The 16,994-nt window shown below is 70.3% G+C and carries 19 protein-coding genes; 4 read left to right on the top strand and 15 right to left on the bottom strand.

Annotation, left to right across the window (positions count from 1 at the left end):
* Nucleotides 1-26: 26 nt before the first annotated feature.
* The 12 genes from E3O49_RS02575 to E3O49_RS02630 all read right to left on the bottom strand — a co-directional run bounded on the left by E3O49_RS02575 (nucleotide 27) and on the right by E3O49_RS02630 (nucleotide 12,397).
* On the bottom strand, nucleotides 27-1,730 hold the full coding sequence (locus tag E3O49_RS02575) for an AMP-binding protein (protein WP_134450945.1): 1,704 nt from the start codon (nucleotides 1,728-1,730) through the stop codon (nucleotides 27-29).
* 48 nt (nucleotides 1,731-1,778) lie between these two features.
* Nucleotides 1,779-3,173, bottom strand: coding sequence for an ABC transporter permease (locus E3O49_RS02580; RefSeq protein WP_255578700.1), 1,395 nt, complete (start codon nucleotides 3,171-3,173; stop codon nucleotides 1,779-1,781).
* 18 nt (nucleotides 3,174-3,191) lie between these two features.
* Nucleotides 3,192-3,473: a hypothetical protein gene (locus tag E3O49_RS02585; protein WP_134366279.1), complete on the bottom strand. Its 282-nt coding sequence runs from the start codon at nucleotides 3,471-3,473 to the stop codon at nucleotides 3,192-3,194.
* Complete coding sequence (locus E3O49_RS02590; protein ID WP_198417462.1) at nucleotides 3,470-4,420, bottom strand: ABC transporter ATP-binding protein; 951 nt, start codon at nucleotides 4,418-4,420, stop codon at nucleotides 3,470-3,472. The genes E3O49_RS02585 and E3O49_RS02590 overlap by 4 nt, the downstream gene beginning before the upstream one ends.
* A gap of 79 nt (nucleotides 4,421-4,499) precedes the next feature.
* Nucleotides 4,500-5,522 carry a non-homologous end-joining DNA ligase gene (gene ligD, locus E3O49_RS02595; protein WP_134366280.1) on the bottom strand — a complete coding sequence of 341 codons (1,023 nt, stop codon included), beginning with the start codon at nucleotides 5,520-5,522 and terminating at the stop codon, nucleotides 4,500-4,502.
* Between the two features lie 69 nt (nucleotides 5,523-5,591).
* Nucleotides 5,592-7,733 carry a 4-alpha-glucanotransferase gene (gene malQ, locus E3O49_RS02600; protein ID WP_134366281.1) on the bottom strand — a complete coding sequence of 714 codons (2,142 nt, stop codon included), beginning with the start codon at nucleotides 7,731-7,733 and terminating at the stop codon, nucleotides 5,592-5,594.
* A gap of 32 nt (nucleotides 7,734-7,765) precedes the next feature.
* Entirely contained in the window at nucleotides 7,766-8,287 is a 522-nt protein-coding gene (locus E3O49_RS02605; RefSeq protein WP_134366282.1) for a hypothetical protein, read from the bottom strand.
* On the bottom strand, nucleotides 8,284-8,775 hold the full coding sequence (locus tag E3O49_RS02610; protein WP_134366283.1) for a hypothetical protein: 492 nt from the start codon (nucleotides 8,773-8,775) through the stop codon (nucleotides 8,284-8,286). Before E3O49_RS02610 ends, E3O49_RS02605 begins: the two co-directional genes overlap by 4 nt.
* Before the next feature lie 9 nt (nucleotides 8,776-8,784).
* Nucleotides 8,785-9,474 carry a universal stress protein gene (locus E3O49_RS02615; protein WP_134450947.1) on the bottom strand — a complete coding sequence of 230 codons (690 nt, stop codon included), beginning with the start codon at nucleotides 9,472-9,474 and terminating at the stop codon, nucleotides 8,785-8,787.
* A gap of 70 nt (nucleotides 9,475-9,544) precedes the next feature.
* Nucleotides 9,545-10,282, bottom strand: coding sequence for a glutamine amidotransferase (locus E3O49_RS02620; protein WP_134366285.1), 738 nt, complete (start codon nucleotides 10,280-10,282; stop codon nucleotides 9,545-9,547).
* Nucleotides 10,283-10,298: 16 nt separating this feature from the next.
* Nucleotides 10,299-11,714 carry a HAMP domain-containing sensor histidine kinase gene (locus E3O49_RS02625; protein ID WP_134366286.1) on the bottom strand — a complete coding sequence of 472 codons (1,416 nt, stop codon included), beginning with the start codon at nucleotides 11,712-11,714 and terminating at the stop codon, nucleotides 10,299-10,301.
* Complete coding sequence (locus E3O49_RS02630; RefSeq protein ID WP_134366287.1) at nucleotides 11,711-12,397, bottom strand: response regulator transcription factor; 687 nt, start codon at nucleotides 12,395-12,397, stop codon at nucleotides 11,711-11,713. Before E3O49_RS02630 ends, E3O49_RS02625 begins: the two co-directional genes overlap by 4 nt.
* Nucleotides 12,398-12,540: 143 nt before the next feature.
* Between E3O49_RS02630 and E3O49_RS02635 the strand changes: the two genes are divergently transcribed.
* Nucleotides 12,541-13,287, top strand: coding sequence for a ferritin-like domain-containing protein (locus tag E3O49_RS02635; RefSeq protein ID WP_134366288.1), 747 nt, complete (start codon nucleotides 12,541-12,543; stop codon nucleotides 13,285-13,287).
* Nucleotides 13,288-13,366: 79 nt separating this feature from the next.
* Here the strand turns inward: E3O49_RS02635 and E3O49_RS02640 are convergent, their stop codons facing one another.
* The 3 genes from E3O49_RS02640 to E3O49_RS02650 form a co-directional block, all read right to left on the bottom strand.
* On the bottom strand, nucleotides 13,367-13,744 hold the full coding sequence (locus E3O49_RS02640; RefSeq protein WP_134366289.1) for a rhodanese-like domain-containing protein: 378 nt from the start codon (nucleotides 13,742-13,744) through the stop codon (nucleotides 13,367-13,369).
* Nucleotides 13,745-13,997: 253 nt separating this feature from the next.
* The gene (locus E3O49_RS02645; protein WP_134366290.1) at nucleotides 13,998-14,549 is read right to left on the bottom strand and encodes a hypothetical protein; all 552 of its coding nucleotides are present in this window, start codon (nucleotides 14,547-14,549) and stop codon (nucleotides 13,998-14,000) included.
* Nucleotides 14,546-15,019 (bottom strand): hypothetical protein, encoded by a 474-nt coding sequence (locus E3O49_RS02650; RefSeq protein ID WP_134366291.1) that lies wholly within the window; start codon nucleotides 15,017-15,019, stop codon nucleotides 14,546-14,548. Before E3O49_RS02650 ends, E3O49_RS02645 begins: the two co-directional genes overlap by 4 nt.
* Nucleotides 15,020-15,239: 220 nt before the next feature.
* On the opposite strand from E3O49_RS02650, the gene E3O49_RS02660 reads away from it, so the two are divergent.
* The 3 genes from E3O49_RS02660 to E3O49_RS02670 are packed head-to-tail and all read left to right on the top strand — an operon-like array spanning nucleotide 15,240 to nucleotide 16,984.
* A complete protein-coding gene (locus E3O49_RS02660; RefSeq protein ID WP_241976080.1) occupies nucleotides 15,240-16,184 on the top strand; it encodes a 1-phosphofructokinase family hexose kinase in 945 nt (314 codons plus the stop codon).
* Between the two features lie 51 nt (nucleotides 16,185-16,235).
* Nucleotides 16,236-16,544: a hypothetical protein gene (locus E3O49_RS02665; RefSeq protein WP_134366293.1), complete on the top strand. Its 309-nt coding sequence runs from the start codon at nucleotides 16,236-16,238 to the stop codon at nucleotides 16,542-16,544.
* Nucleotides 16,541-16,984 carry a DoxX family protein gene (locus E3O49_RS02670; protein ID WP_174235665.1) on the top strand — a complete coding sequence of 148 codons (444 nt, stop codon included), beginning with the start codon at nucleotides 16,541-16,543 and terminating at the stop codon, nucleotides 16,982-16,984. Before E3O49_RS02665 ends, E3O49_RS02670 begins: the two co-directional genes overlap by 4 nt.
* Nucleotides 16,985-16,994: the final 10 nt, after the last annotated feature.

Here is a 16,994-nt window from a genome sequence, read left to right on the forward strand (position 1 = left end):
GGCCTTCCGCGCCACCGTTTCAGCCGCTACCGTTTCAGCTCGGGGAACTGGTCGTCCCGCCACTCGCCCGGCAGACGCACCCCCTGTTCAGCGGCGGCGTCCTCACGCATCCGGAGTTCGACCCGCCTGATCTTGCCGGAACTGGTCTTGGGCAGCTCGTAGAACTCGACCCGCCGCACCCGCATGTACGGCGGCAGGCCGGTGCGGGCATGGCGCAGCACCGAGAGGGCCGTCTCCCCGTCGGCCTCCCAGCCGGCCGCCAGGGCGACGTAAGCCTTCGCGATGTTGAGCCGGGTGTCGTCCGGAGCCGGTACGACGGCCGCTTCGGCCACCGCCGGGTGCTCGAGCAGCACGCTCTCGACCTCGAACGGGGAGACCTTGTAGTCGGAGGACTTGAAGATGTCGTCGGTGCGTCCGATGAAGGTGATGTAGCCGTCGGAGTCCCGGCTGGCGACATCCCCGGTGTGGAAATACCCGTCGCGCACGGCTTCGGCGGTGCGTTCGGGGTCGCCGTGATAGCCGGCCATCAGGTTCACCGCGGCGCGGGACAGGTCCAGGCAGATCTCGCCCTCCTCGGTGACCTCCCCGGTGATCGGGTCGAGCAGGGTGACGGCCACCCCGGGCAGGGGCAGCCCCATCGAGCCGGCCTTGAGGATCGACCCGGGTGCGTTCCCCACGATCGCCGTCGTCTCGGTCTGGCCGTAGCCGTCACGGATGGTGAGTCCCCACGCGCGCTGGATCTGGGTGATGACCTCCGGGTTCAGCGGCTCACCGGCGGCCAGGATCTCACGCAGGCCCAGGGGCTTGACGCCGAGGTCTGACTGGATCAGCATCCGCCAGACGGTCGGCGGGGCGCAGAACGTCGTGACCTTCGCGCGGTGCAGCTGGTCGGCGAGGGCGAACGGGTCGAACCGGCCGTAGTTGTAGACGAAGACGGTCGCCTCGGCGATCCACGGGGAGAAGAAGCTGCTCCAGGCATGCTTGCCCCAGCCGGGCGAACTGATCGCCAGGTGCACGTCGCCGGGGCGGAGCCCGATCCAGTACATCGTGGTCAGGTGGCCCACCGGGTAGGAGGTCTGGGTGTGCACGACCATCTTCGGCTTGCTGGTGGTGCCGGACGTGAAGTAGATCAGGGACGGGTCATCGGATGCCACGACGACCGCGCACTTCTCCGCCACGACCAGATCGGCGTCCGCGTAGTCGGCCCAGCCCTCCGCGGGTTCGCCGACGCAGATGCGGGAGTAGTCGCCCGCGACCGTGTCGAACTTGGCCGCGTCGTGAGCGTTCGCGATGACGTGGCCGACTCCCCCGCGCGCCACCCGGTCGGCCAGGTCGTGGGCGGACAGCACGGTGGAGGTCGGCAGGATGACCGCGCCCACCTTCATGATGGCCAGCATCAGTTCCCACAGTTCGACCTGGTTGCCCAGCATCAGCATCACGTGGTCGCCGTGGCCGACGCCGTGCCGGGTGAGCCAGGTCGCGACCTGGTCAGACCGGGCCAGCATCTCGGCGAAACTGACCTTCAGCTCACGGCCGTCCTCCTCGACGATCCACAGGGCGGTCTTGTCGTTCCCCGCGGCCATCACGTCGAACCAGTCGGTCGCCCAGTTGAAGTGAGCACCCACATCCGGCCACTCGAACTCGGCGGCGGCTTGCGCGTGGACGTCCCGAAGCTGAAGGAGTCGGTCGCGCGCGTCGCGGAAGCTGGTGGTGCTCTGGGGGTTGGTCACCCATCCATCTTCCTCGGTTCGAATACCCGGAACGGCATACGACACCCGTCAGCTGCGGCGGGGATCCCACCGGAAGAACCGTACGGCCAGCGCGCCGGCTCCGGCCGACCAGGCAGCCAGCACCGCGAGATTGCCCCACGCCACGACCGGTCCGGCCGGATCCCAGGCAGCCGTGAGCGCGTTCTGCAGGTTCCTCAGGGGGAAGACCGAGCCGACGGCACCCATCCATTCCGGCCCGGCGCCGACCAAAAAGATGTCGGAGAAGAAGGCCAGCACGAACAGGACCATCAGGCCCACCGCCCCGACGGCCAGGGAATTGGGCACCAGGGCCGCCAGCAGGAACCCGCAGGCCGCGATCGACGGGGTTCCCACGATGATCACCACGAGTTCCAGTGCGAGGCCGGCCGCGGGGATGCGGAGCCCGAAGAAGACAGCGCCGACGGACAGCACCAGCACGGCTACCAGGAGAGTCAGGCCCAGCACGGCTACCAGGAGAGTCAGGCCCAGCCCGGCCACGGTGCCGCCGGCCAGATAGTGGCGCGCCGGAAGCGGGGTGCCGCGCAGTCGTTTGAGCACGCCTCGGTCGCGGGCCCGCGCGAGGGCCTCAGGCATATTCATGAACACGGCCGTGCCGGTGCCCCAGGTGATCATGCTCGCCGCGTAGAAGATCGCGAACGGGATGCCGCCCATCGGCTGGACACTGCCCCCGAAGACCGTCAGGAACAGCCCGTAGAGCCCGACCGGCACGAGCACCAACAGCACCGAACCCGGGTCACGCCAGGTCGCGCGGTTCGCGGCGCGCGCCTGGTCGAACACCAGCCGCGCCGCCGAGGGACGCCCGACCGAGGTCGCCGCGGTAGTCGAGGTCGCTGAGGTCGCCGCGGTCGCCGCGTCCCCGGGGCGGCGGGCGGCACGCACCCGCGTGGCGCCCGGCCGATCCGCTCGCGGTTCCCAGCGAAAGGCCCGTGAAGCCACGACCGCACCGGCCAGTCCCCAGGCGAGCAGGATCCCGAGCGCCGGGAGGTCCCAGCCGGCACCGGTCGCATACGGGTCGAACTGGTCCGTGAGGGCGTCCGCGTAGGGTTTCAGCGGAAACACGGATGCGATCCGGGTCAGCCCGGCCGGGAGCTCGCCGCCCACAAAGAACAGGCCGGAGATGAACGCGAGCACGATGGCGCTGCCGATCGACAGGGCCTGGCCCAGTGCCGCGGTCGAGGACACCGCGGCAATGGCCAGGCCGAGTGCGGCGAAGGCGGCTATGCCCACCAACAGGGTCACCGTCAGGGCCGGCAGGACCTCGGCTCGGAGCTGCACGTCGTAACCCAGCACGGCGACGCCGAGCGTGAGCAGCAGGGATGCCGTCGAGTAGAGCACGGCCGCGGCGATCTGACCGGCCAGATAGGTCCAGGCCGGGAGCGGGGTGCCGCGCAGGCGTTTCAGGATGCCGGCGTCCCTGGCCTCCTACAGTGTCGTTCCGAGGGTGGGATAGGTGCCGAAGAAGGTTCCCATCGCGACGGCGACGGGGGTGGCGAACTGCATCACGCGCACGCCGGACCCCGGGCCGAGGTATTCGTTGCCTGCGACGATGCCGATCACGACGAGCCAGACCAGGGACATGGCAAACGTGAAGATCAGCACGGTCGGCGACCGCCACAATGCCACGACGGCATAGCCGAGCTGTCCCAGGACCAGGCGGACCGTGCCCGGGCGGCCGATGTCGATCCGGGTCGCGGCGGAGGTCATGGCCGGGGCTCCCCGGATGCCGCCTCCGCCGCGTCCGCCGCATCGGCACCCCCGATCAGCGACAGGTACGCGTCCTCGAGCGAGGGGCGGCGCACGCTCAGCGCCGGCAGTTCGCTGCCCAGCCCCAGCGCCCAGCCGGTCAGGGCGTGCACCACCGCGGCGGGGTGGTCCGTGGCCACCTCCCAGTCGGCCCCGTGGGGCAACGGCCGGGACTCGAGGGCCGGCAGGTCCCGCGGCTCGGCGCCCTCCGGCAACCGGAAGGAGACGACGGCGGCGTGCTGCTCGGCGGCGAGAGCGGCCGGCGTGCCGAGTGCCACGAGCCGCCCGCGCACGATCACGGCCACCCGGTCCGCCAGGTGCTCGGCCTCGTCAAGGTAGTGCGTGGTGAGCAGAACCGTCTTACCCATTTCCCGCAGTCCCTCGACCAGGTCCCAGGCCCGCAGACGTGCGGACGGGTCGAACCCGGTCGTGGGTTCGTCGAGGAAGAGGACCTCGGGGTCACCCACCAGGCCCAGCGCGAGGTCCAGGCGCCGGCGCTGCCCGCCGGACAGGGTCTTGACGCGCGCATTCCTCTTCTCGGCCAGCCCGACCTGCCCGATCACGGCGTCGGCATCGCGCCGACGCGGGTACAGTCCCCGGTAGAGGCGCACCAGCTCGCCGACCGTGAAGTCCTCGTCGAAGCCTGCCTCCTGAAGCACGATCCCGATGCGTTCCCGAAACGCCCGCCCGCCGGTTTCGGGATCGAACCCGAGCACATCCACCGTTCCGCCGTCGCGGGTGCGGTGCCCCTCGAGGATCTCCACGGCCGTGGTCTTCCCGGCGCCGTTCGGGCCGAGGAGGGCGAAAATCTCTCCCTGCTCGATGGAGAAAGACAGGTCGTCGACAACCGTCAGTCCGCCGTATTGTTTCCGAAGCCCGTTGACGTTGACCACACTCACGGCAATCACTCCCCTGCCTTCGGCATTTTCCCCGAGGATAAACCGGGCCCCGCGCCGTTGCTAGGCGCCTCTGCGCCCGATCGACCGTTCAGCCGGGCTTGCGAGCGCGACTGGGCTGCACCCGGGGCGGCTCGCCGGGCATCTTCGGGAAGTCCGGGGGAAACGGCATTTCGCCGAGCCCGTCGGCGAGGTCACGGTCCCACCAGCCGAGGAGGGTGTCGATCGTGCCGGGGCGCGCCTGCAGATCCGCCCACGGGTCCCCGGTGCGCCGGAGCCGCTCGGGCACCGTGACGATGGTGAAGTCGCCGGGGGCGACGTGTGCGAGCTCGGACCAGGCGAGCGGGCAGGAGACCGGCGCCTGCGGGAGCGGCCGCGGGCTGTAGGCCCCCGCCATCGTGCGGTCACGGTTGGCCTGGTTGAAGTCGACGAACACCCGTTTCCCCCGTTCCTCCTTCCACCAGGACGTCGTGACGGTGCGCGGCAGGCGGCGCTCGAGCTCGCGGGCCGCCGCGATCACGGCGTGGCGCACGTGCAGGAACTCGTGGGTGGGCTCGATCGGAGCGAAGATGTGCAGCCCGCGGCTGCCGGAGGTCTTCACGAAAGCGGTCAGGCCGGCCTCCGCCAGCACCATGCGGAGTTCCCGGGCGACCGGAACGGCGTCGAAGAAGTCGGTTCCCGGCTGCGGGTCGAGGTCGATCCGCAGCTGGTCGGGGTTGTCGGGGTTGCCCGCGCGGGAGGCCCAGGGGTGGAAGACGAGGGTGTTCATCTGGACCGCCCAGACGGCCGCCGCCGGCTCGTCGATCACGAGTTGCGGATGCGAGCGGCCGCTGGGATACACCACGGTCACCGACCGCACGAAATCCGGCGCCCCCTGCGGCGGGTTCTTGGAGAAGTACTGCTCCCCGTCGATGCCGCCGGGAAAGCGCTGAAGCGAGATCGGACGGTCCCCGTTGGCCAGGGTGAAGGCCTCACCCACGTCGACGAGATAGCGGGCGAGGTCGAGTTTGGTCAGGCCGAGGTCCGGCCAGAGGATTCTGTCCGGACTCGTGATGCGCACGTCACGGGTGCCGTGGGGTCCCGGCACGGGAAGGAGAACGGCGGGGCCGGCCATGACCACACTGTAGTCACGGCTGGCCGGCTCCGCCACGGCCGGCCGGCCACCGGGTCAGCCGCCGCAGGGTCAGGGAGTGATCGCCCTGACCAGGGCTGCGAACCGCGGGTTCGCGGGCAGGTCTTCGATCAGCACGAGGTCCAGATCCGGCCCGGCCAGCGGAATCCGCCAGTTCGGGTACTCGTCCGTCGTCCCCGGCTGGTTCTGCGTGCGCCTCTCCCCGACCGCATCCACCAGGGCCACGCCCAGGAGCAACGACGGCGTCAGCGCGGTGTACGCGTACAGCGCCTCCACCGTCTGCTGCACCGGAAGGGCCGGGCCGTCCTCGGTCGTCGGCAGCAGTCCCCGCTCGCGCACAGCGGCGAACATGGTTGCCTGCTCGGCGCGGTCGGCTTCCCGTTCCTCGGCCACCGGGCGACCCAGCAGGCCGAGCGATTCGCGCAGGGTGACGTGGTCGCCGGCCAGGTAGCCGGCCGTCGGCGGCAAGTCGTGGGTGTTCACACTGGTCAGGCACTGCTGGCGGTAGTGCTCCGGGGGCACGGGCACGCCGTTGTCCCGCTCGAACCACAGGATCGAGGTGCCGAAGATGCCGCGTTCGGCCAGGTAGTCCCGCACCCAGGGCTGGAAGACGCCCAGGTCCTCCCCGATCACGATCGCGTCGGCGCGCTGGGCTTCGAGGGCCAGGATGCCGATCAGCGCCTCGTGGTCGTAGTGCACGTAGGTGCCTTCGCCCGGGCCTCCGCCGGCCGGGATCCACCAGAGCCGGAACAGCCCGAGGATGTGGTCGATCCGCAGGCCGCCCGCGTGACGCAGGATGCTGCGGAGCATGTCCCGATAGGCGGCGTAGCCCGATTCGGCGAGCCGGCCCGGGTGCCACGGCGGCTGGGACCAGTTCTGGCCCTGCTGGTTGAACATGTCCGGCGGCGCGCCAACGGTCATGCCCTGGGCGAGCACGTCACGCAGGGTCCACGCATCGGACCCCGTGGTCTGCACGCCGACGGCCAGGTCGTGCATGATGCCGATGGACATCCCGGCATCCGTCGCGGCCCGCTGTGCGGTCTCCAACTGCTGGTCGCAGAGCCACTGCAACCAGCTGTGGAACTCGACCCGTCCGGCCAGCCCGTCCCGGTGCGCGGCGGCGAACGGGCCCTGCGGGCCGCGCGGCTCGATGCTCCACTCCGCGGCGTCGACGGGGAAGCGTTCGGACAGGGCGCACCAGAGGGCGAAGTCCGAGAGTCCCTGCCCCTGCTCGGCGCGGAACGTGTCGAACTGCTGCGCGCGGGCCGGGCTGCGGGGCACCTCGTGGATGGCTTCCAGGGCGGTCAGTTTGGCGGCGTAGGCGGAATCCCGGTCGAGCCGGTCCACGTTCAGGTTGGCCGGATGCTGCCGGGCGGCCAGGGCTTCCACGACCGAACGCGCCTCGGCGGGGAGGTAGGCGTATTCGGCCACGTCCTCCACCCGGATGTAGAGCGGGTGGAAGAATCGCCGGCTGGACGGCAGGTACGGGGAGGGCTCGACCGGCGGCGCGGGCTCGGAGGCGTGGAGGGGATTGACCAGAACGAAGCCGGCACCGTACTGGGAGCCGGAGATCGCGGCCAGGTCGCCCAGGTCGGCGAAGTCACCGATCCCCCAGGAGCGGGAGGAGCGCACCGAGTAGAGCTGTGCCATCAGGCCCCAGTCGCGGCGCCCGGCGGCGAGCCAGGGGGTCCGGAGCCGGGCCGGGGTGACGACGAGCACGGCCTCCCCGGTGCGGCCGTCGTCGTCGGCGTGCAGGGTGTGCCAGCCCAGGGGAAGTCCGGTCGGAATGGTGAAGGCGAGCCGGCTGACGGGCCGGCCGTCGACGTCGCGCGTCTCCCCCGCGTCGCCGTGCTGCGGCACCTCGAAGCGGGCGCCGTCCTCGGCGATGATCCAGACCGATGTGGCGGAGCCCTGGCGCGCGTGGACGGGCAGCTCGAATTCGCTGCCCTCGCGGATGACGACGCTCGGCGGCAGCAGCCGGCGCCACGGCGCCAGGCGCTGCTCGGCCAGGGACGACTCGATCTCGACGCCCGTTCCGGCTGCGACGCCCAGCGCGGTCAGCACGCCCCGGAGGGTGCGGCTCTCGATCGGACGTTCCACGCCGTCCCAGCCGCAAAATGAGGTGTCGACCCCGAGTAGCCGTGCCAACTCCACCAGCGCCGCCGGAGTGCCGTCGATCTGTTCGTGTTTCATGGTCCAACTCTACGGGCCGGCATCGCCCCGGATTACTGCCCCGAACGGCCCTGAGCCAGCGGGAACAGCGGGCGGCAGGTCGTGCACACTTCACCGTCTGCACCGGTGGTGGCGTCGTGCTCGCTCTGCAGCCTTTCGCGCAGGGCCCACACCAGCAGCACCACGGCCGCGACCGCCACCACGGGGCGCACGAATCCCTCGAGCAGCGGCACCGCCGTGCGCAGATCGGTCGAGAGCGACAGTGCGATCAGGCCGAGCACGGGCCAGCGCAGATCGCACATGGTGGCCTCCGCGCCGATTGGCGCGTCGACGTAGCCGGCGACGACCAGGCCGACCAGCCCCGAGCCGACCACGGTGAGCAGATACCCCCACCACGCACCGGGGAAGACAATCGCGCCATCGATCACCGAGAGGGTACCCGACACGATGGTCAGCCCGACGAGCGCGGCGGCGGCCACGCCGGCGGCAATCAGCCGGCGTGGCACCGACCAGGATCGGAGTTCTCCGAACAGGACCGTGATGCTTGTGATGCCGGTGATTCCGGTGACGCTCATACTGTGGCTGACTCCTTGTCGGGTGCTGCGGCGGTGAGCCGGCAGGAATTTTCGCGGGTGAGGCGCGCCCGGAGCGCCCAGCCGAGCAGCGCGATGGACGCGGCGGCGAGGTAGGGCTGGACCGGTTCGAAGAACTGCAGGGCGCCGGTGGTGCCGAGCGCGAGGAGAACGATCTTGTTGCACACCGGGCAGCCGACCGCGAAGAAGGTGATCAGCCATCCGGCCAGGCCGAGGCGCCCCTCCGCCTTTCCGGGCTCCGCACCGTCCGGATAGGCGACGTAGGTGGCGGTGACGAGGCCGGCCAGGATCGCGCTGAGCAGGAGCACTGGCCAGGACCACATTGTCGGGGGGACCTCGCGGGCGAAAAAGGGCGTGTCGATCAGGTCGGTCGGGATCGCGATCACGAGGACCGTCACGATCGCGCTCAACAGGGCCACGCCCCAACGCCGAGCGGGCCAGCGTCGCAGGGCGTTCCATCCGATTCGCATTTTTATACCCTACGGGGTATTTTCCCGAGTGCCAAGCCCCGTCGCATCCGTCGTCGTCGCCGCCGCAAGCCGGGCCGGAGGAATGATCAAACCCGGGATCGGCGACCTCTCGGCCACCCGATTCGTCACGCTGCCGAGGGGTGACTGCCGGCGCCGATGCGAGCCCAGGACGATCAGGTCGTAGTGCCCGGACGCCGCGCTGAGAGCGATCTGCTCGGCCGCCCCGCCGCTCGCCCGGGCGCTGTGCGGACGCAGGCCCATCGCCGAGAGGGTGCGCACGGCAGCGGCCTGGGCATCTCCGATGATCCGGTCCACCCGGGCGGCGGATGCGCCGAACGCCGTGTCGTAGTCAAGGGTCGTCAGCAGCGTGACGGAGCTAAGCCGCGCCCCAAACATGGTCGCGGCGGCCACGACGGCATGGGTGGCGGCGTCGGAGCCGTCGATGCCGGCCAGCATCCGAATCCGATCGGTGAGGAGCTGATCGGTGCGAGGCTGATCGGTGATTTCCACCGTCTTGAGAACCGGGATCTGCCGCTCCAGGTAGGCCCCCAGTCCGGCCAGGGCGATCGCGAACGGGCCTGCGGCGACGCCGAGTACGAGCCAGATTACGACGTCGTGGCCCCGCCGGATCATCACCAGCGCCACGGAGAGACCGACCAGGATCCAGCCGACCAGCACAATCATGATGACCTGCCACATGCCGTCAGCATGGGCGGCCTGCGCCCAACCCGCAAGTGCCGGGTCGCACGTGCCCGGCTGCAGGCGGAGATCAGTCCTCGGTGGCGAACCGTTCGACGAAGGCCTTCATCAGGGTGGCCGGCTCGGTGACGACGGATGCGTCGATCGCCGCGATGACCTCGTCCATCCCGTTGGGGTCAAAGTAGCCGAACTCGCGGTAGATGCGGATGCGGGTCAGGATGCCCGCATTGGTCAGTTCCGGATGGAACTGGGTGGCGTAGACGTTGCGTCCCACCCGGAAGGCCTGCACCGGGCAGTCCCGCCCGGTCGCGAGCAGCACGGCGCCGGCCGGCAGGACCGCGCACGCCTCCTTGTGGCCGACGAACGCCTCGAAGGTCGGGATCAGCCGGGCGAACAGTTGGTCGGTCGAACCCTCCTCGGTGAGGGATATCATGGTCGGCCCGGCCTCCTCCGCCCCCTCGCCGTTGAGCGTGCCCTCGAGGTGGCTCGTGAGCAGGCCGATGCCGTAGCAGGCGCCGAGGAACGGGAAGTCCTCGGCCAGGACCCGGTCGAGTAGCTCCCCGAGTTCGCCTTCGATCCGGCGCTGAAGCGCGCTCTTCGTCTCCGGCGGATCGCTCGCGTTGAACGGGCTGCCCCCGACGATGATGCCGGAGTAGTCCGACAGGACGATCGGCGGCATCGGGCCGGCTTCCAGGCGCACGCGCCGGAGCTGGTCAGGCGCCAGTCCCCCGGCCTCGAGAAAACCGGCGTACTCGTCGTCGGCAGCCTCATCTTCGGGACGCGTGGCCAGCAGCAGAAAGGGCTTCACAGCATCATCGTAGCGGTCACCGGCCCGGGCTCAGTGGCAGCCGGATCGTGATCGTGGCGCCCCGCCCCGGAGCGGACGTCGCCCCGATGGTGCCGCCGTGGCTGGTGACGATCTCGCGCACGAGGGCCAGCCCGATCCCGGAGCCCGCCACCTCTTCGGCGGCCCGCCCCCGCCAGAGCCGGTCGAAGATGAACGGCAGCTCATCCGCGGGGATTCCCGGGCCGCTGTCGGCGACCGTGAGCACCGCATGCCCACCGGATCCACTGGATCCACCGGCGCCTTCGACGGTGACCGCGAGGGTGACCTCGTCCCCCGGGCGGCAGTACCGGGCCGCGTTGGCCAGCAGGTTGCCGACCGCCTGGTGCACCCGGTCGGCGTCGGCTCGGACGGATACCGGCCCCGCCAGGTCGAGGATCACGCCCAGTCCCACCGCCCGCAACTGCGGCTCGCGCAGCGAAGCCTCCTCCCGCACCAACCGGGCGAGGTCGACCGGGGCCAGGTGCAGGGACAGGCCCGCCGTCTCGACCGCGGACAGCTCGGCGAGGTCGGCCACCACCCGGCCCAGCCGGAGGGACTGGTCATGCAGACCGGCCAGGCCCTCCGGGGTCGGCTGCACCAGACCGTCACGGAGTTCCTCCAGTCCGGCCTGCAGCGCTGCCAGCGGAGTGCGCAGCTCGTGGGCCACATCGGCCGTCAGATTGCGCCGGTCCCGGTCGGAGCGCACGACCGCGTCGGCCATCCCGTTGAACGCGACGGACAGCTCGCCCAGCTCCCCCGGCGCCGTCCCGGTCACGCGCGCCTGGCGGTCGCCGGCGGTGAACGACCGTGCGGCATCCGTCATTCCGCGGATCGGTCGCACGAGCCGGCGGGTGACCAGCCAGCTCGTACCGATGGCCATGACCAGTGCGACGCCGGCCGCCACGGCGATCCACGCCCAGGCCACGTCGAGCACCCGGGTGCCCGCGGAACCCCCGAAGGCCACCCGGATCGTGCCGACCCGGGTGCCGTCGACCACGATCGGCGCCGTGACGACGACCTGGCCCATGCCCGAACCTGACCCGGACCCGTTGCCCTGGCCGGGCCCGCCGGGGTTCCCGCCGGAGCCGTGTGTGGCGCTCTGCAGCGTCGCTCCGTCCTGATCGAGCACGGCCAGGCGGCCGGAGGCGGCCTCGCCGACGGCCAGTGCACGGCTCAGATCGGCCGTTTCCCAGCCGCCGGCCTGCTGATACGCGTCGGCGGCGGCGGCAGCGGCCGACTGCGCGACCTGTTGATGCTCGGCCGCCTGGGCGACCTGTTCGCCGCGGTCGACCCCGATCAGGGCGGCCGCGGTGAGAACGAGCACCGACGAGACGGCGACCAGGACGAAGGCGAGCAGAAGCCGGCGGCCGAGCGATCCCAGGCCTACACGCGGCCCGGATCCCACGGCGCTCACTGCGGATCCTGGGCGAACCCGAGGCGGTAGCCGACGCCGAGCACGGTCTCCACGACATCTGCCCCGTCGACCCCGAGTTTGCGCCGGAGGTTCTTGATATGCGAGTCGATCGTGCGCTCGTAGCCGGCGTACTCGTAGCCGCGAACCCTGTTCACCAGTTCATAGCGCGAGTAGACCCGGCCCGGGGCGGCAACCACGGCCGCGAGGAGACCCCACTCGGTGGGGGTCAGGTCGAGCAGGGTGTCATCCAACCAGGCCCGGTGTGAGCCCTCATCGATCCGCAGCCTCCGGTTGCCGTAGGTGACCGGGCCGGCCTCCGCGGTCACTCCGCTGTAGCGGTGAAGGACGGCCTGCACCCGCAACACCACCTCATGGGGGCTGAAGGGCTTCGTCACGTAATCGTCCGCGCCCAGCTCGAGCCCGCGGATGCGATCCTCGGTGGTGCTGCGTGCGGTCAGCACGATGACGGGCAGATTGCCCAGGGCATGCACCTCCCGGAGCACGTCGGTCCCGTCGATGTCCGGAAGACCGAGGTCCAGCACAACCAGGTCGGCCGTGGAGAGCAACCGCAGCGCCTCCGCCCCGGACGCGGTCGTGAGCACGGAGAATCCGGCCCGCTCCAGGTAGCGGCGCAGCACGTCTCGTATGTCGCGTTCGTCCTCAACGACCAGCACCGTGGGCATACCTCACCATAACTCCCGGCCGCCCCCGAGCGCCGGATGCCGGCCGGGATCTCCACACCGTCTCCACACGCCTGCCAGAGTCTCTGCACGCCCCTGCGGGAGATTGATCACAGCAACAACAAACTCAGTCAAAGGAGCACACCATGCGCAAGAGAATCATTGCCACCTATATCGCCACCGGCGCTGTGGCCACCGCCCTCATCGCCGCCGGGACCGTCCCCGCGATCGCCCAGAACAGTGATGCGCGAAACGGTGACGGGCAGGGGCCGGGAGCCGGATCGGGAACCAGCACCAGCCAGCCGCACGCCCACTCGGAGATGATGAAGAACGGCCAGGAGAACCACGTCGGAATGGGCGACGGCAACGGCGCCGGCACCGGCATGGGCGCCGGAAATGGCGCCGAGAAGGGCACCGGGAATCGCGGCGCCGGAATGGGCGCCGGCATCGCCGACGTGGCCAGCGGCACCATGACCGACGAGGAGAAGACCGCGATCGCGGCCATGGCCGAGGAGGAGAAGCTGGCGCACGACCTGTACGTCGCCTTCGCCGATCTGTACGACACCCCTGAATTCAGCAGGGTCGCGAAGGCGGAGGTCAAGCACCTGGACGCCGTCCGTACGCTCCTCGAGCGCTACGCCGTGACCGACCCGACCGACGGGATCGAGGCCGGCACGTTCACCACCGACAGCACCCAGAAGCTCTACGACACCCTGCTCGCCGATGGTTCGGCCAGCCAGGATGCCGCGCTCGAGGCCGCACGCACGGTCGAGAAGACCGACATCGCCGATCTCACGGCCGCGCAGGACGGCGTCACCGCCCCGGACGTGCTCGCTGTCTACGAGCACCTGCTCGCGGGTTCCGAGCGCCACCTCGTCGCCTTCGGCGGCTAGGTATCGCACGCGAAAAGCCGCACAGGGTGCCCACTTCGGTGGGCACCCTGTGCGGCTTGGTCGTGGTGCGGTGTCGCTGCTACGGCGTGGTCACGACCGCGAGGCCGGTCGACGAGGCCGCGGCGGAGATGCCGCCGCCGTCCGTGACCGAGGTGTAGCCCAGCTCGGCCAGGCGGGCCGCGGCTGCGGAGGAGCGGTTACCGGACTGGCAGTAGACGAGGTAGTCACCGTCGGTCGGGAGGGGGGCCATCCGGCTGTCGAAGTCAGGAGACTGGACGTCGATGTTGACCGCGCCCTCGAGGTGTCCGGCGGAGAACTCCCCCGGGGTGCGCACGTCGATCACGACGGCGTCGGCGGCCAGGGCCACGGGCGGAGCCGCAGGAGCGGCGGCGGAACAAGCGGTCAGGCCGAACAGGGCGACGGACGCCAGGGCCAGGGCTGCGAAAAAGGTTTTCATGACTCCACCTTATACCCCCGGGGGTATAAGATTCGCCCGGGTTGTCAACCCGCGCCGCACGCAGAAGAGACTGGCCGCCAGTGGTGGCGGTCAGTCTCTCGCGCGCTTTGCTGGCGCGGGGCAGGACTAGTTACAGGTGCAACGCTGCTCGGCGGGAACGCCGGCCATGACACTGTCGACGTGCTCACCGCAGCCGGTCCAGGTGATTTTATTGCAACGGTTGCAACGGATGGGACTGCACATGGTCACTCCTTCATTGATCTAGCGGAAACCCCAGTATACCCCCAGGGGTATCGCCTTCCGCAACTGCCGCGTTGAGGGTCTCCTTGATCGCGCCGTCGACGGCCAGCACGTCGGCCAGACGATCCGCCGACGACGCCAGCTGCCGGTACGCGTCCTCCTCGGCACTTCGCCGGCCGTTCACGTCCTCGTTGGAGAGGTTGAACCTGAAACTGTCCCCGCTCAGCAGGAACTGCCTCATCGCGGGTGCGCTCGCCGCATCCAGTTGGGTCAAACCGGCCAGCTCCTGAGCGGTGACCACGGTCTCGTCCCCCAGCGTGGCAGCGAAACCCGCCTTGGTACTGGCTTCGGCGTAGCGTCCCAGGGCTTGACTGCGCTGCACACTGGAGTTGACGAACGGCACGGAGGCCACGCCCAGGACGAGGCCGATCACCAGCACGCCCAGCCCCACCCAGAAGGCCGGTCCCCGGGTGGGCGGAAGCGGCACGGTGACGTACTCGGCCGGCCCCGGGGCATCCGGGCTGCCGCTGTTCCAGGCACCGTTCGGCCAGGCACCGTCACTCATGGCACCGCACCGTGGAGCGCATCGACGGCCGCAGCCAGTTGCTCCTGCCAGTCGTGCAGGTCGGCGACCGATCCCCGGTACCGGTCGATCAGCGGCGGCAGCTCGCTCTGCACGATGTCGACCGCGCCGGAGGAGTTGTACTGGTCGATGCCGCGATTGAAGCCTTCCACCAGCTCGTTGCGCGCGGACATGTGTTCCTCGGCCGCACGCACAGCCGCCGCCATCGCGGCGGCGACGCCGTCGGTCCGGGCGCTCAGTTCGGCCGCCACCACGCCCGACCCGCTCAGGTCGCCGCGCAACTCCTGGAGCTCGGTCGAGAACACGGCCCTCGTGACGCTGTCGATGTGGTTGGCGGTGGCGAAGCCCGCGCCAGCGACGGCCAGGGCCAGGGCAGCCAGAACCCATACGGTCACGGTCGCCGCACGACCGCTGGAAGGCCGTGTGACCGTACTGCCCTTCGTTCCGGCCATGACCACTCCACCTCCTCAGCGCGCCTCCCGTGACTGTAGGCCCGCCGATATCCGGGTGCTAGTGCTGCGCCGGCGAGATATTGACGAGCCAGCTCACCCCGAATTTGTCCGTGCACATGCCGAAGCTGTCACCCCAGGGAGCCGGATAGCGCGGCATGGTGATCGCGCGGAATCTTACTCTGGCTTCATGGAAGCCTCAAGGAAGACACAGACAACCGGGATGTCGACGCGACCGATTCTGACCCTCACCGTGAACCCGGCCCTCGACGTGAGCACCTCGACCGAGCGGGTGGTCAGCGAACACAAGCTGCGCTGCGGCGCTTCGCGCCTGGACCCGGGCGGCGGAGGGATGAACGTCGCCCGGGTGGTGCAACGGCTGGGCGGTCAGGCCCTGGCTGTGTACACCGCGGGCGGACCCACCGGGGAAGCGTATCGCCGCCTGATCGAGGCCGAGCACATTCCGACCCTGGTCGTGCCGATCTCCGGCAGCACCCGGGAAGACTTCACCGTCGATGAGACCACCACGGGCAAGCAGTTCCGTTTCGTGCTGGAGGGCCCCGAACTCGGCGAAGCCGAGTGGCGCGCCTGTCTGGCACTCGTCGAGGCGGCGATTCCGGTGAACGGTTTCGTGGTCGCCAGCGGCAGCCTGCCTCCCGGCGTGCCGGACGATTTCTACGCCCGGGTTGCCCGCCTGGCGCACCAGCGGGATGCCCGGTGCATCGTGGATGCGTCCGGGGACGCTCTCGCCGAAGCCCTCGCCGAAGGGGTGTACCTGGTCAAGCCGAGCCGGCGGGAGCTGGGCGAGTATGCCGGTGCCACGCTCGAGAGCGAGGAGAGCCAGGTCGACGTGGCCTCCACCTTGGTCGGCCGAGGGGCCGCGGAACTCGTGGCCCTGACACTCGGCGGGGCAGGGGCCGTGCTGGCATCGGCCGCGGGCGTCATGCGGTTGCCGGTGCCCCGCGTGCAGGTGCAGAGCACGGTCGGCGCGGGCGACAGCTTCCTGGGCGCCTTCGTGCTGCGCATCGCGCAGGGCCACCCGGTCGAGGCAGCCTTCCGGGCCGGCGTCGCGGCCGGCAGCGCGACGGCGATGACGCCGGCCACGGAGCTATGCCGCCGAGCGGACGTGGAACGGCTGGAAGCCGAACTCGAAGGGCTCATGGCGTAGGACAGCACTGCGCAGGACAACACGGATGACGCAGGAAGTACAGTTGCGAGCATGAAGCTCACCGCCATCGACCCGCCCGGTCGCAGCTTTTCCCGTTGGCTCACAGACGAGGAGGTCGGTCAGGTCCTCGCCCACGACCGTGGCTGGCGGCTCGCTCCCGACGGAAGCGTGATGGCCGGCACGCTCCGTAAGACCCGTATCGCCCCCTCCCTCACCGTTCTGGGTGCAGCCGCGATCCGACATCGCTGGACCAGCCGGGCCGCCGCACCGGGCAGCGACGGCAGCGGTCCGACCCACATCATGTGGGGCGTGTTCAACGCCCGCACCGACGCGGATATCGCGGCCGCGGTCGGCGCGTGAGCGCCCGGCCCGCAGCCGCCGTGACGGCCCCGGCTTCCCTCCCCCGCACGACCGCCCGGCTCATCCTCGGCGCGTTCCTCCTGCTCGCCGGGATCAGCCACCTGACCTGGAACAGAACGGCGTTCCTGGCCCAGGTACCCCAGTGGGTTCCCACGGATGGGGACTTCGTCGTGGTCGCGTCCGGGATCGTCGAGATCGTTCTCGGCATCGCGCTGCTGACGCTGGCCAGGCGACGGGCGCAGGTCGGTTGGATCGTGGCCGCGTTCTTCGTGGCGATCTTCCCCGGCAACATCTCCCAGTTCGTGACCGGCACGGATTCCTTCGGTCTGGATTCCGACCTCGGCCGCGGCATCCGGCTGGCGTTCCAGCCGCTGCTGGTGCTCTGGGCCCTGTGGTGCACCGGCGCCTGGCGCGCCTGGCGGGCGAGCCGACGGGGCTGAGGCCGTTGCC

Origin of the sequence: Cryobacterium shii (assembly GCF_004402595.1) — a bacterium.
Lineage (GTDB): Bacteria > Actinomycetota > Actinomycetes > Actinomycetales > Microbacteriaceae > Cryobacterium > Cryobacterium shii.